The 12,568-nt window shown below is 71.5% G+C and carries 14 protein-coding genes; 8 read left to right on the top strand and 6 right to left on the bottom strand.

Translation table 11 applies throughout. The features are described from left to right. Positions 1-516: 516 nt before the first annotated feature. From AB0J53_RS13055 to AB0J53_RS13040, 4 genes are all read right to left on the bottom strand, one after another. The gene (locus AB0J53_RS13055; RefSeq protein WP_364171628.1) at positions 517-1,320 is read right to left on the bottom strand and encodes an ABC transporter permease; all 804 of its coding nucleotides are present in this window, start codon (positions 1,318-1,320) and stop codon (positions 517-519) included. Further along, a complete protein-coding gene (locus AB0J53_RS13050) occupies positions 1,317-2,261 on the bottom strand; it encodes an ATP-binding cassette domain-containing protein (protein WP_364171626.1) in 945 nt (314 codons plus the stop codon). The genes AB0J53_RS13055 and AB0J53_RS13050 overlap by 4 nt, the downstream gene beginning before the upstream one ends. A gap of 517 nt (positions 2,262-2,778) precedes the next feature. Then, positions 2,779-3,615 (bottom strand): DUF4097 family beta strand repeat-containing protein, encoded by an 837-nt coding sequence (locus AB0J53_RS13045; protein WP_364171624.1) that lies wholly within the window; start codon positions 3,613-3,615, stop codon positions 2,779-2,781. 44 nt (positions 3,616-3,659) lie between these two features. After that, positions 3,660-4,199: a toxin-antitoxin system HicB family antitoxin gene (locus AB0J53_RS13040; RefSeq protein ID WP_219518061.1), complete on the bottom strand. Its 540-nt coding sequence runs from the start codon at positions 4,197-4,199 to the stop codon at positions 3,660-3,662. Positions 4,200-4,387: 188 nt separating this feature from the next. Here AB0J53_RS13040 and AB0J53_RS13035 point away from each other — a divergent pair, with 188 nt between their 5' ends. Together AB0J53_RS13035 and AB0J53_RS13030 are read left to right on the top strand one after the other, a co-directional pair. Continuing rightward, positions 4,388-4,942, top strand: a complete 555-nt coding sequence (locus AB0J53_RS13035; RefSeq protein WP_364171622.1) for a DUF5709 domain-containing protein — start codon at positions 4,388-4,390, stop codon at positions 4,940-4,942. A gap of 14 nt (positions 4,943-4,956) precedes the next feature. Then, entirely contained in the window at positions 4,957-5,523 is a 567-nt protein-coding gene (locus tag AB0J53_RS13030; protein WP_219518059.1) for a hypothetical protein, read from the top strand. Between the two features lie 368 nt (positions 5,524-5,891). Here the strand turns inward: AB0J53_RS13030 and AB0J53_RS13025 are convergent, their stop codons facing one another. After that, positions 5,892-6,566 (bottom strand): TetR/AcrR family transcriptional regulator, encoded by a 675-nt coding sequence (locus AB0J53_RS13025; RefSeq protein ID WP_364171620.1) that lies wholly within the window; start codon positions 6,564-6,566, stop codon positions 5,892-5,894. A gap of 88 nt (positions 6,567-6,654) precedes the next feature. On the opposite strand from AB0J53_RS13025, the gene AB0J53_RS13020 reads away from it, so the two are divergent. From AB0J53_RS13020 to AB0J53_RS13010, 3 genes are all read left to right on the top strand, one after another. Then, positions 6,655-7,170, top strand: a complete 516-nt coding sequence (locus AB0J53_RS13020; RefSeq protein ID WP_364171618.1) for a hypothetical protein — start codon at positions 6,655-6,657, stop codon at positions 7,168-7,170. 142 nt (positions 7,171-7,312) lie between these two features. After that, positions 7,313-7,855, top strand: a complete 543-nt coding sequence (locus tag AB0J53_RS13015; protein WP_364171617.1) for a hypothetical protein — start codon at positions 7,313-7,315, stop codon at positions 7,853-7,855. A 293-nt stretch (positions 7,856-8,148) separates the two neighbouring features. Next, positions 8,149-8,397, top strand: a complete 249-nt coding sequence (locus AB0J53_RS13010; RefSeq protein WP_219518054.1) for a hypothetical protein — start codon at positions 8,149-8,151, stop codon at positions 8,395-8,397. A 12-nt stretch (positions 8,398-8,409) separates the two neighbouring features. On the opposite strand, the gene AB0J53_RS13005 is transcribed toward AB0J53_RS13010, so the two are convergent. Next, entirely contained in the window at positions 8,410-9,585 is a 1,176-nt protein-coding gene (locus tag AB0J53_RS13005) for a serine hydrolase domain-containing protein (protein WP_357583369.1), read from the bottom strand. A gap of 116 nt (positions 9,586-9,701) precedes the next feature. Between AB0J53_RS13005 and AB0J53_RS13000 the strand changes: the two genes are divergently transcribed. The 3 genes from AB0J53_RS13000 to AB0J53_RS12990 all read left to right on the top strand — a co-directional run bounded on the left by AB0J53_RS13000 (position 9,702) and on the right by AB0J53_RS12990 (position 12,567). Further along, positions 9,702-10,034 carry a DUF1330 domain-containing protein gene (locus AB0J53_RS13000; RefSeq protein WP_219518050.1) on the top strand — a complete coding sequence of 111 codons (333 nt, stop codon included), beginning with the start codon at positions 9,702-9,704 and terminating at the stop codon, positions 10,032-10,034. A gap of 87 nt (positions 10,035-10,121) precedes the next feature. Beyond that, positions 10,122-11,162: a peptidase gene (locus tag AB0J53_RS12995; protein ID WP_364171614.1), complete on the top strand. Its 1,041-nt coding sequence runs from the start codon at positions 10,122-10,124 to the stop codon at positions 11,160-11,162. Positions 11,163-11,214: 52 nt separating this feature from the next. Continuing rightward, complete coding sequence (locus AB0J53_RS12990; protein ID WP_364171612.1) at positions 11,215-12,567, top strand: potassium transporter TrkG; 1,353 nt, start codon at positions 11,215-11,217, stop codon at positions 12,565-12,567. Position 12,568: the final 1 nt, after the last annotated feature.

Raw genomic sequence — 12,568 nt, 5'->3', positions numbered from 1 at the left:
CACCCCAACACCCCGCCCCCACCACCCGGCCACCCGCACCGCCGCAGCCACGGCATCCCGTCCCACCTCGCCAGGCACCCTGCACCTCCCCAGACAGGGCCCTCGCCCCGGCCAGCCGAGCGTCCCACCCCACCCGGCAGGGCACCCGCCCACGCCCGCCCCGGGACCTCGTACGCCCCACCCGGCGGCGCACCTCGCCCACGCCCGTCCCTGGGACCCCGCCCACGCCCGTCCCCGGGCCCCCGCACCGCCCCAGCCCGGCCCCCCACCGCACCCGGTCAGGCACCTCAGCCCGGGAAGCGCGCCCACTCGCAAGCCCAAACGCCCATCCGGCCCCAGCCCGCGCCACGGCACCCTGCGCCGCCCGGTCCCAGCGGCCGCCTGACCGGGGCCGCTCCCGGCTGAGACGCCCAGCTCCCCTACGGTGCGCCGCCCGGCCCGACCCTCACTGACCTCCCGTTCACCGGAGCGGCGGGGCTCAGCGGCGGGGCTCAGCGGCGGAGCTCGGTGCCCGGCTCAGCGGCTGACGGCTCGTTTGTACAGGCGGATGGACAGGGGGACGAAGACGGCCAGGATCAGCACCGACCACAGCAGCGAGGCCAGCACCGCGTGCTGGAGCGGCCAGGCATCAGGCACGGGCATGGCCGCGTTCGTGTTGCCGAAGAGCTCGCGGGCGCCCTGGATGATGGTGGAGACGGGGTTCCACTCGGCGACGACCTGCAGCGGCCCGGGCAGGCGGGAGCTGTCCACGAAGGCGTTGGAGAGGAAGACCAGCGGCAGCGACACCATGGTGGCGATGTTGTTGAACGACTCGGGCGTACGCAGCGTCAGTGCGACCGCCACCGTCACCCACGAGAAGGCGTACGAGAACAGCAGCAGCATCAGGAAGCCCAGCGCGGCCTCGTACGGCGACGAGTGGACCCGCCACCCGACCAGCAGCCCGACCACGGCCATGACGGCGATGCTGGTCACGTTCATCAGCACGTCGCTGAGGGTCTGGCCGGCGAGGACCGCAGAGGGTGACATCGGCAGCGTGCGGAACCGATCAAAGATGCCCTTCTGCAGGTCGAGCGTCAGCGTGTAGCCGGTGATCTGGGTGCTGGTGACGATCGCCTGGACGAAGATCCCGGGGATCATGTACTCGCGGTAGGACATGCCGGGCAGCTCGATCATGCTTCCGATCACGTACGCGAACAGCAGCACGAGCACGATCGGCAGCATGACGACGCCGCCGAGCAGGTCGGGCGCGCGCCGGATCTTGAGTGCGTTGCGCTTGGTGATGGTGAGGCCGTCGGCGACTGCCATCTGGAGGGAGTTCATCGGCTGGGTTCCTTCGTCGTCTCGTGCCCGGTGAGGGTGAGGAACACGTCGTCCAGCGTGGGACGGCGCAGACCGGCGTCACGTACGGCGACGCCTTCGGCGGCCAGCTTGGACAGGGCGTCGTTGAGCGACGCGGCGCCGCGGAACGCCGGGAGGGTCACCCGCAGCGCGGTGTCGTCGGTGACGGCGTGCGGGGCGAGCACGCGTGCGATGGTGGCGAGGTCGGCGGTGCTCGTCGCGGTGAGCTCGACCCGGTCGCCGCCGACCTGACCCTTGAGCTCGTCGGCCGTGCCGAGGGCGATCACCCGGCCGTGGTCGACGACCGCGATGCGGTGGGCGAGCCGGTCGGCCTCCTCCATGTACTGGGTGGTGAGCAGGAGCGTGGTGCCGGCGGCGACCAGCTCGGCGATGACGTCCCAGAGACCGGCGCGGGCTCTGGGGTCGAGACCGGTGGTCGGCTCGTCGAGGAACAGCACCGGCGGGCTCGCCACCAGCGCCCCGGCGAGGTCGAGCCGGCGGCGCATGCCTCCCGAGTAGCCCTGCACCGGGCGGTTGGCCGCCTCGGTGAGGTCGAAGCGTTCGAGCAGCTCACGGGCGCGGGCTTTGCTGCGTTTCGTGCCGAGGTGGTAGAGCCTGCCGACCATCTCCAGGTTCTCGGCGCCGGTCAGATGGTCGTCGACGGCGGCGTACTGACCGGACGCGCCGATGTGGGACCGCAGCTTGTCGGCGTCACGCACGACATCGAACCCGGCGACCGACGCGCGGCCGGCGTCCGGTTTGAGCAGCGTGGTGAGGATGCGCACGGTCGTCGTCTTGCCTGCGCCGTTGGGGCCGAGCAGGCCCAGCACCGTGCCCTCGGGCACCGCCAGGTCCAAGCCGTCCAGGGCGGCCACGTCGCCGTACTTCTTGACCAGGCCTTCAGCCATGATCGCGGGGGGCATGGGTCTTCTCCTTCCGGTCAGCGCGGCCCACCTCTGGGTCTGCTTTCTTGCAGTTAGCTGCGATTTCGGGCGCGCCACAGCCCCCGGCCCCGGACCCGGACCCGGCTTGACGCCTACCGGGACCCTCTGTGTCGCCGAGCTTGGAGGTCGCGGAGCTTGGAATTTTCGAGGGACGGCCCCTCCGAGGCTCGAAGATCGCGGGGGTTCGGAGATCGCCGGCAGCTACGGAGAGCACGGGGGCTGGGGCTGAGGCTGGGGCTGGGGCTGAGGCTGGGGCTGGGGCTGAGGCTGGGGCTGGGGCTGAGGCTGGGGCTGAGGCTGGGGTGGCGAGTGAGGGGACATGGGAGGTTTTCGAGGGACACGGGGATGGCGGGCTGGGGCGGTGACGGGTGCAGGAACGTGGGGGCTGTCGAGGAAAGTGGGGTGGCGGCGCTGCGGTGAGCGGTGCCGGGGCGAGGGCTTATGTGGATCGGTGGCGCGGTCTCTGGTTGGGAGCCGTGGGGGGTGCGGCATTGGGTTAGTGGGGGGTTGGGGTGGCTCGGCGGATGTGGATGTCGCCGTAGGCCGTGCGGGCGCGGAGTTCGGCGGTTTCGTCGGCCTGTCCAGGGCCGCTGGTGGGGGTGAGGCCGATGTGTGCGTTGCCGTAGTCGGTTCGGACGTCGAGGTAGGCGGCGGTGCCTGCGCGGATGCCGGCTTCGACGGCGCCCGAGGCGGTTTCCAGGCTGATCTGGCCACGCACCACTTCGCCGATGCGGACGTTGCCGGTGGCTGTCTTGGCGGCGACGTCCGAGAGGGCGCGGTCCACGGTGATGTCGCCGTGGGCGGTCTTCATGCGCAGGTCGCCGGTCACTTCGCCGAGGGTGATGTCGCCGTGTGCGGTCTTGATGGTGGCCGCGCCGTCGATCCGGTTGATGCGGATGCCGCCGTTGTCGGCGGTGATGTCGGCGGGGCCGGACCTGGCCACGGTGATGTCGCCGTTTCCGGCGTGGACCTGCAGTCTGCCGGTCTCGTCGAGCCAGACGTCGCCGTCGGCGCTCTGGAACCGGCAGTCGCCGAGGCGGCCCTCGCACCGGAGCTCGCCGGTGGTCTTGACCTCGGCGCGGGAGCCCGTCGGCAGCTCGATCTCCACGTCGATCGACTCGCCGCCCCACAGCAGCCAGCGGAACGTGGCGGGCGGCGAGCGCACCAGGAGCCTGCCGCGGGAGTAGTCGATCTCGACCTGATCGCTGGTGTCGTGGTGGGCGGGCCGGATGCGTACGACGGTGTCGGCGCGGTCGGTCGCGTGGATGCGGACGTCGGCCATGTGGAGGTCGACGGTGGCCAGGATCGGGGTGGGAGTGTCGAAAGTCGGCATGCTGGGTGGCCTCACGGATGGGGTGGTCGGATGGGACGGGCCGGCTAGCTCACCCAGCCGGTGTAGTGCCGGCCGCCCGGCGGATCGTCGGACCTGACCGCCTCGCCGGGCTCCAGCGCTGCGGAGATGGCGCGGACGAGCCAGGCGTTGACCGAGAGCCCGTCGTGGCCGGCTGCCTCCTCGATGCGCGACTTGAGGTGCTCGGGCACGCGCAGGGAGATCCGTGACGTGCCGCCCTCGTCGGCGTCGGGGACCGGGGCGCGTACGCCCATCGCGACCTCCACCGCGCCGGCGAGTGCGGAGCGCAGCGTGCTCTGCGGGGACGCGGGGGCAGGTGGGGTGTGCGCCGGTCGCACGACGAAGTCGGCGTCGCGCCCGCGCAGGCGTACGTCGACCGAACCCGGGGCGAGGTCGCGCGTGATCTCGCCCGCTGCGGTGGACAGCGCGTCGAGCAGGGTGAGCCGGACGGCTGACTCGAGCGGCGCGGTGAGTCGCTCGGCCAGCTCGCGGGCCTCGGGGCCGCCGGCCTCAGCGGCGACCGCCAGCTCTCTGCGGAGCTGGTCGACGAAGGGCGTGAGGTTCATGACGCCATGATGACGCCATAATGGCGTCAACGCAAGCGGGGTTGTGACATCATGAGGGCGTCATGGGGTCGGCGCGGGGTGGCGTCCGGCATTCGGGGAGGCCGGACCGGCCATGAGCACCGAGGAGTCGTTATGCGGCGGACCGGCTGGGCAGCGGGCGGTGAGGGCCTGAACAGGGGAGGACCATCGTGGGGGAACACACGCCAGAGCACGACCCTCGATCCCGCTTCGAGGACGAGGGCATCCCGGACCTCCAGGACGGCACGCCCGAGCAGCAGTGGGCGGTCGATCCACAGGAGGCGCCGCTGCCCGGGGACGAGCCGATCGCGGTCGACGACTACGGCACCACAGTTGACGAGCAGATTCAGGGCGAGCCTCTGGACAGCCGGCTGGAGCGGGAGGTGCCCGAGGACCAGCCGGTGTTCGGCGCGGACGAGCCACGGGGCCGCGATGGTGGCGGCGATGCCGGGACCGATCGGGTCACCGACGAGTCGGGGCTGGGTGTCGGCTCGGATCTCGACACCGACCGGGAGGCGGACAGCGGGGTCGAGGAGGGCTGGCCGGCACAGCCGGAGGAGCCTTCGGGCCAGGTGTGGGACGACCCACGGCGGGCCGGTCGGCTGGTCGCGCCCGACGAGGGGGCGCACGGTGACATCGAGTCCGACGAGGTTGCGCGGGAGGTCGGTCCCGACAGCGGCGGCTACTCGGCGGAGGAGTCGGCCATGCGGGTGGAGCCCGAGTGAGGGAGGTGGGCCACGTGTCCGACAAGAAGGACCGCGACAAGCGGCGCGAACAGGACAAGGGCACCACGTTCGATGCCGACCTGCACAACATGGGCGGCGACATCGGCCCCGCCTCGATCCGCGGCTCGAACGCGAACCCGGGCAAGCCGGGCGACGACGCCGAGCCTTCCAGCGGCTATGCCGAGCCCATGGGGTACGTGACCGGCCGCGACGACGAGTGGCCGGTGACGGCGGGCTCCGACGAGAAGGCGGTCGCGAGCCGTACGGACGAGGTCGAAGGCCACGTCGAGACGCTGGGGCCGAGCCCGCACCCGATGCCGCCCGACGCCGTGGAGCCGCAGGGTGAAGGCGGTGACCCCGGATTCCGTGTGCAGGGGCCGGTGGACGAGGCCGAGCACGGCATGATCGACGAGGGCGAGGACGAGACCCCGGCCGCCGAGCCGGACGGCGGGCACGTGGGCGCGGCGGTCGACTGGGTGCCCTCGGACGAGGACGACCCTGATGCCGGTTCCGGCCGCACCGACGCCGACGACGGCGGCTACCTGCCCGGGGAAGGCACCGGCTACGTGGACCGACCATGACAGCGGACCGTCACGTGCCCGCTGGCTGGGAGGGCGTGCCGCCCGCATGAGGGGTCTCACGCCACCCCGAACGGGCTGCCGGGAAGGGTGGGGCGCCGACCGTACGGGAGAGGGGCGGGAGTGACCGTCTCGCGCCAGCCGAACGGACCGCCCGGGGCGGGTGGGGCTACGACCGTACGAGGGGGGTGAGAGTGGCCGTCTCGCGCCACTCTCAGCAGGCCACTCGAAGGGGAACGCGCCACCTCGGGGACGGTTGGCGCCGACCGACCGCAGTTGGATGCCGACCGTACGGGGCTGGGTGCCGACCGTACGCGACTGGGCGTGGGGGGTTGGTGTTGCCGTTCGGGCTGCTTCGGGGCGGGGTGGGGTCAGGTGGGGCGCTGGGATTCCAGGCCGTTGAGGAGGGCTTCCAGGCCGAATTCGAAGGTCTGGACCGGGGCCGTCGCATAGTCGGTGGGGGTGGGGGCTTCGACTCGGCTGCGTAGCCGGGGGAACTGTTTGGCGATCTCGGCGGCTTTGTCCAGTGTCTCCTGGAAGGCCGCCGTGGCGTCGCCGCCGTCGCGGGCGAGGCGGCGGGTGAGGGACGCCTGCGCGGCCACGCCGAGCACGCAGCCGAGGACGAACGTGAATACGGCGCCGGCCGCCCGGTCGGCGTGCGCGCCGGTGAAGCCGCCTTTCTCGTAGACGGCGAGGCTGCATTCGTCGTAGCGGGCCTTGCTCACCCCGTAGAACAGGTGCGACCCGAACGCCTGGACGAGCCACGGGTGCCGGCTGAGCATGTCGTGCAGGCCGGTGGCGAGCTCGGTGGCGGCGGCGCGCCAGCCGACGGCGTCGACGTCGGGCAGCGCGATCTCGTCCCAGACGCGGTCGCCGACGAGCAGGATCAGGTTGTCCTTGCTCTGTACGTGCCAGTAGACGGCCGTGGCGGCGGAGCCGAGGCGTTTGCCGAGGTTGCGCATGTTGAGGCCGTCGAGGCCCTCCTCGTCCAGCAGCTCGATCGCGGTCTCGACGATCTGTTCCTTGGTCAGGGTGTCGCGCGGCATGCGGCCACGATACTGGACTTGCACTTAGTTCAAGTAGCCGGTTACAGTGCTCTTGCACTTAGTTCAAGTCCGATCCCGAGGAGCCCCCGTGAACACCGTCATCGCCGTCAGCCAGCTGCTCGTCGCCGCCGCCTTCGTGAGCATCCCGATGGTCCGGCACCGCTACGGGGCCACCGCGATGGCCCGCGCGCAGGCCGAACTCCAGCGCCAGGGCGTGCGCACCACCGTCCTCCACGAGAACGGCATGCGCTTCGACGCCGGCGGCCACGAGACCGCGGTCCCCGCCACGGTCGCCGCGATCATGGCGGTGGTGGCTGGGCTCAACCTGTTCGGCCACGCCTGGGCCCCGACGCTGACGTGGATCTTCCAGTCGCTCGTCCTCGTCGGCAACTGCGTCATCCTCTACAGCCAGCTCACGGCCGAGAAGTCGGTACGCGCGGCCTTCCAGCGCAAGGGTGACCCGATACTGGCCAGGATCGACGTCGCCGCCCTGCTCAAGGCCGCCGAGGACGGCTTCCCCGCCTGGACGTGGACCCTGCAGAACGTCCGTCACGTCGTCGTGTTCGGCGCCTCGATCCTCGGCCTCGTCCTGGTCGCCGTCTGAGCCGGCGACGCGATCAAGCGAGCGATCCCGATCAAGTGAACGGCCCTGCGCAAGTGAACGGCTCTGCGCAAGTGAACGATCCAGAGCAAATGAACGGCCCCGAGCAAGTGAATGATCCAATCGAGTGAGTGAGTGAGTCGTCATGCCGGTTTCCGTCGCTCTTGCCGCCACACTGCAACTGCTGCTGGCCGCCACCTTTGTCGTCATACCGGTGGCTGTCTGGCGCACCGGGGGCCGGGCCCAGCGCGCGGCCGAGGCCGAGGTCGCCAGGCAGGGCCACGCGCCCGACGTCCTGGCCCGGCACGGCATCAGGTTCGAGGAGCGGGCGCCGGAGCTCGCGCTCGCGCTGGGCATCGCCGTCGTGGTGACCGCCCTGGCCGGGCTCAACCTCGCGGGGACGGGCCGCGTTCTGTCCTGGGTTCTCGAACCGGTCATCTTTCTCGCGGTCGGCTTCGTCACCGCGAGTCAGGTGTTCGCCGTCCGCTACACCGAGGCCGCGTTCGCGAGGTCGGCCGACCCCGCCGTGCGGGAGATCGACGCCCGTGCCGTGATCGCCGCTGCAAGCGGGGGTTTCCCGTCCTGGCTCCGCCCGCTCGTCCTTGTGCGCTTCGGGCTGGCGACGCTGGGCTCGGTCCTCGTCATCATCCTGCTCTCCACCTCGTCGGCCGACGCGTACTTCTCCTGACGACTGGCGACTGGCGACTGGCGACTGGCGACTGGCGACTGGCGATTGAGGCTGACGCCCGACGCCCGACGGCTGGAGGCTGCGGTCGACAAACGACGGCTGACAAACGACGGCTGGCAAATGGCGGCTGGCGGCGCGTACGGGATCCGACAGCGTTCCGCGACGGCCCGTACTTCTCCCGACACCCCCGTGCCTCTCCTGACGTGGTCTTTCCGCGTTGACCAGGTGACCGGGTGGACGATCCGGGTACGCGCTCAGAAGCCCCCACGAAACGGAACACGGAGGACCGCACGATGCTCCTTGTCAACCGAGAGTGTGTACGGCGGCTGCTGGACGCGCCGGACCCCGATACGGTCCTGGTCTTCGTCCGGGGCGACTGCCTGGTCATGCCGGCGGCCCAGGTGGACGACACCCATCGCAGCCTGGTGATCGCCCGGCGGGCGGACGTGGCCGGGCTGCTGCCCGGCGACACGGTCACCGACGAGCAGCTCGACGAGGTGGCCACCCGGCTCGACAACGTCGCCAGGGACCTGGCCGGTTAACCCCGGCCAGCGTCAACCGCCGCGCGCGCAGCGGTGGCTCTCCCGCATCAGCGGCCACACGCGGCCGTCGCTGCCCTCGATCAGCTCCGACATGCGGTTGGGCACGTACGCGAAGGCCAGGCCGGTGTCCGGGTCGGCGAAGGCGAACGCGCCCGTCGCGCCGGCGTACCCGAAGGCGTTGGGCGCCCCGAACGGCGGCCACATCGGCCCGCCGGGCAGCATGAACCCGGCGCTGTAGGCCGTCTCCAGCCGCAACACCAGGTCGCGCCCCCGGGCCTCGACCGCGCGGGCGCGGGCGGCGGTCTCCGGGCGCAGCAGCCTGATGCCGTCCACCTCGCCGATGAGGGCCGCGTACAGCCTGGCCAGGCCGGCCGCGGTGCCGACGCCGCAGGCGGAGGGCACCTCGGCCCGATACAGGCGTGAGCCGCCGAGCAGCTCGGGGGTGAGGACCACGCTGCCGTAGGTGGCGCGGTGGAGCAGCGAGGCCGGCGAGCAGATCGCCCGGTTGAGCTCGTGGAGCTCGGGGTCGGCCCGGCCGTTGCGCACCTCGCCGGCTGTGGGGGCGACGACGCTCGCGAGCCGTCCCTCCTGGTGGGCGGGGATGCCGATGTGCAGGTCGAGGCCGAGCGGCGCGGCGATCTCCCGGGCGAACAGCCGTCCCACGGTGAGGCCGGTGACGCGGCGGACGACCTCGCTGACCAGCCAGCCCAGCGTGAGGCAGTGGTAGCCGTGGGCGCTGCCCGGCCGCCAGGCGGGTCTGGCGCAGGCGAGCGCGTCGGCGACCGGGCTGCCGCGTTCGATGTCGTCCAGGGTCAGCGGCGGGTCGATGACCACGACGCCGGAGCGGTGGCCCAGGATCCAGCGCAGCGGCATCGCACCCTTGCCTTCGGCGGCGAACTCCGGCCAGTAGTCGGCCACCGGCGTGTCGAGGTCGAGGATCCCCCGGTCGACCAGCAGCAGGAGGGCCGCGACCGCCATCCCCTTGGTGGTCGAGGCCAGGAGCGCGAGCGTGTCCTGCCGCCACGGCCTGTCCTCGGCGGCCAGCCCGCCCCACAGGTCCACGACGGGCTCGCCGTGCTGGTAGACGCAGAGGGACGCGCCCAGTTCCCGCCCCTCGGCGAAGTTGTCCGCGAAGCGGTCCCGCACCGAGGTGAAGCGCGGGTGGCAGATCCCCCGGATACCGGCCACGGGCTCCGGCTACCCCGGTGACCTGCGGACAAACGACCGCTTACCTGGCACGTAATTGTGGCGCTTCCCTCCTGTCGCGGATTCTTGGGTCGACGACCGGAACCCGGGAGGACACCATGACCGCTTACGCCGTGGCGCATCTGAAGACGCCGAACCCCCACCCCGACGTGCTGGAGTACATGGAGCGCATCCAGGCGACGCTCGACCCGTTCGGCGGGCGGTTCCTGGTGCACGGGGCTCAGGTGGAGGTGCGCGAGGGCGATTGGCCGGGGACGATCGTGATCATCGGCTTCCCCGACCTGGACGCCGCCAGGGGCTGGTACGACTCGCCCGCCTACCAGGAGATCCTGCACCTGCGCACCGATCACATCGACGGCGCGGCGCTCCTGGTGGAGGGGGTCGGGCCGGACTACGACCCGGCGAAGACCGCGGCGGCGCTGCGGCGGTAGCCATACCCGTATGCGCATGCTTTGAGCGTTTCGCGCCTCCCGTTGCGTACCTCCAGACGGCAGATCCCGGTTATCTGGAGGTACGTCATGCCCCGCAGAGTCGCCCTGCTCGCCGCCCTCACGCTCACCCTGACGGCCGCCCCGGCCGCCGCGCAGGCCACGAACGCGCAGGCCACGACTGCGCTGACCACAACCGCGCAGGCCACGACTGCGCAGGCCACGGCCGCGCACGACCCGGGCCCGGTCCGGTGGTCCGCCACGGACTCCTGGCCGGAGCGCAGGACCGTGCTGCAGTACTGGACGCCGCAGCGCCTGCGCGCGGCGCGACCGCTGTCGTCGCCCGAGCCGCGCCGCACCGCCCGCTCCGACCGGCCGACGCGCGGCAACCCGTGGGCGACGCGCGGCACCTCGTTCACCCGGTCGGCCGCCGAGCTGGCCAACAGCCCCGGCCTGCGGTGGACCGACGGCGGCGCCATCGTCCGCACCACCGGACGCGTCTTCTTCACCACCGCGGGAGGCCAGAACTCCTCCTGCTCCGGCACCGCCGTGACCAGCGCGAACGAGAGCGTGGTGATGACCGCCGGGCACTGCGTCAAGCTGAACGGCGCCTTCCACCGCAACTGGGTGTTCGTCCCCGGCTTCGCCAACGGCCGCGCGCCGTTCGGCGCCTGGGTGGCGAGCCGCCTGCTGACCACCCAGCAGTGGAACGCCCGCGAGGACATCAACTTCGACGTGGCCGCCGCCGTGGTCGCGCCGTTGCAGGGCCGGACGCTGACCGACGTGGTGGGCGGCCAGGGCGTGGCGTTCAACCAGGCCAGACGGCAGCAGATGTTCTCCTACGGGTTCCCGGCGGCTGAGCCGTTCGACGGCTCGTCGCTGATCTTCTGCAGCGGCCGCGCGTTCGACGACAGCGTCATGACGCGGGACCTCGGGCTGCGCTGCCGCATGACCGGCGGTTCGAGCGGCGGCCCGTGGCTGCAGGGCTTCGACGACTCCACCGGCCTCGGCTGGGTGACCTCGGTCAACAGCTTCAAGTACGACTTCGCGCCCGACTTCATGTTCGGCCCGTTCTTCGGCAACGAGGCGATGGCCGTCTACCAGGAGGCCCAGCGGACCGACGCGACCTGAACCCCCTTTTCCGGCTGCTGTACCGTGAACCCGGCCGGAAGAGGGAGAAGCGGTGAGAACGAGGGCGCCGGCCCTGCTCGAAAGGTTCCAGCACCCCGCGCAGGTGATCGTGACCGGGTTCGCGGCGGTGGTGCTGCTGGGCACCGGCCTGCTGATGCTGCCTGTGGCCGCGGAGTCCGGGGAGTCGACGGACTGGGTGACGGCGCTGTTCACCGCCACGTCGGCGGCGTGCGTGACCGGGCTGGCCGTGGTCGACACGGCGTCGCACTGGTCGGCGTTCGGCGAAGTGGTGATCGCGCTGCTGATCCAGGTCGGCGGGCTCGGGATCATGACGCTGGCCACGCTGTTCACGGTGCTGCTGTCCGGCCGGCTCGGGCTGCGGGCCCGGCTGTTCGCGCAGGCCGAGACGAAGACGCTGCGGATGACCGACGTGCGCACGGTGGTGCGCAAGGTGGTGCTGTTCAGCCTGGCCTGTGAGGCGGTCGTGGCGGTGGTGCTGACCGGCCGCTTCCTGATCGGCTACGGCGAGCCGTTCGGCAGGGCGGTCTACCTGGGCGTCTTCCACGCGGTGTCGTCGTTCAACAATGCCGGGTTCGCGCTGTGGGCAGACAATCTGATGGGGTTTGTCACCGATCCGTGGGTGAGCCTGACCATCGCGGTGTCGGTGATCGTGGGCGGGCTCGGCTTCCCGGTCTGGTTCGAGCTGCTGCGCGATTGGCGGCATCCCGGCCGGTGGTCGGTGCTGACCAGGATCACCGTGTGGGTGACCGTGATCCTACTGGTCGGGGGCACGCTGGTGTTCCTGGCCACCGAGTGGCGCAACCCGCGCACGCTGGGCGGGCTGGACGACCCTGGCAAGGTGCTGGCCGCGTTCTTCGCCGCCGTGATGCCGCGCACCGCCGGGTTCAACAGCCTGGACATCTCGGCCATGTACCCGTCGAGCTGGCTGGTCACCGACCTGCTGATGTTCGTCGGCGGCGGCAGCGCGGGCACGGCAGGCGGGATCAAGGTGACCACGTTCGGGCTGCTGGCGTTCGTCATCTGGGCGGAGATGCGCGGCGAGCAATCGGTACACGTGGGCAACCGCCGGCTGCCGGAGTCGGTGCAGCGCCAGGCGGTCTCGATCAGCCTCATCGGCGTGGCGCTGGTGGCGGTCTCCACCTACGTGCTGCTGGTGCTGACCCCGTTCAGCCTGGACCGGGTGCTGTTCGAGGTCGTCTCGGCGTTCGGCACCACGGGGCTGTCCACGGGGATCACCGCGCAGGTCGGGGTGGCGGGGCAACTGCTGCTGGTGGTGCTCATGTTCGTCGGCAGGACCGGGCCGCTCACGCTCGGCTCGGCGCTGGCGCTCAAGGAGCACACCCGCCACTACCAGCTTCCGGACGAGAAGATGATTGTCGGCTGAC

The sequence above is a fragment of the Nonomuraea sp. NPDC049725 genome, from assembly GCF_040674795.1.
Lineage (GTDB): Bacteria > Actinomycetota > Actinomycetes > Streptosporangiales > Streptosporangiaceae > Nonomuraea > Nonomuraea ceibae.
Note: the sequence above shows the minus strand (reverse complement) of the source record. Positions and strands in the feature narration are given on the sequence as shown.

Excerpts from the sequence above, each read along its gene's own strand:
- AB0J53_RS13040 (WP_219518061.1), bottom strand. The coding sequence starts at position 4,199 with ATGAACCTCACGCCCTTCGTCGACCAGCTCCGCAGAGAGCTGGCGGTC.
- AB0J53_RS12995 (WP_364171614.1), top strand. The coding sequence starts at position 10,122 with ATGCCCCGCAGAGTCGCCCTGCTCGCCGCCCTCACGCTCACCCTGACG.
- AB0J53_RS13010 (WP_219518054.1), top strand. The coding sequence starts at position 8,149 with ATGCTCCTTGTCAACCGAGAGTGTGTACGGCGGCTGCTGGACGCGCCG.
- AB0J53_RS13000 (WP_219518050.1), top strand. The coding sequence starts at position 9,702 with ATGACCGCTTACGCCGTGGCGCATCTGAAGACGCCGAACCCCCACCCC.
- AB0J53_RS13025 (WP_364171620.1), bottom strand. The coding sequence starts at position 6,566 with ATGCCGCGCGACACCCTGACCAAGGAACAGATCGTCGAGACCGCGATC.
- AB0J53_RS13055 (WP_364171628.1), bottom strand. The coding sequence starts at position 1,320 with ATGAACTCCCTCCAGATGGCAGTCGCCGACGGCCTCACCATCACCAAG.
- AB0J53_RS13050 (WP_364171626.1), bottom strand. The coding sequence starts at position 2,261 with ATGCCCCCCGCGATCATGGCTGAAGGCCTGGTCAAGAAGTACGGCGAC.
- AB0J53_RS13045 (WP_364171624.1), bottom strand. The coding sequence starts at position 3,615 with ATGCCGACTTTCGACACTCCCACCCCGATCCTGGCCACCGTCGACCTC.
- AB0J53_RS13015 (WP_364171617.1), top strand. The coding sequence starts at position 7,313 with ATGCCGGTTTCCGTCGCTCTTGCCGCCACACTGCAACTGCTGCTGGCC.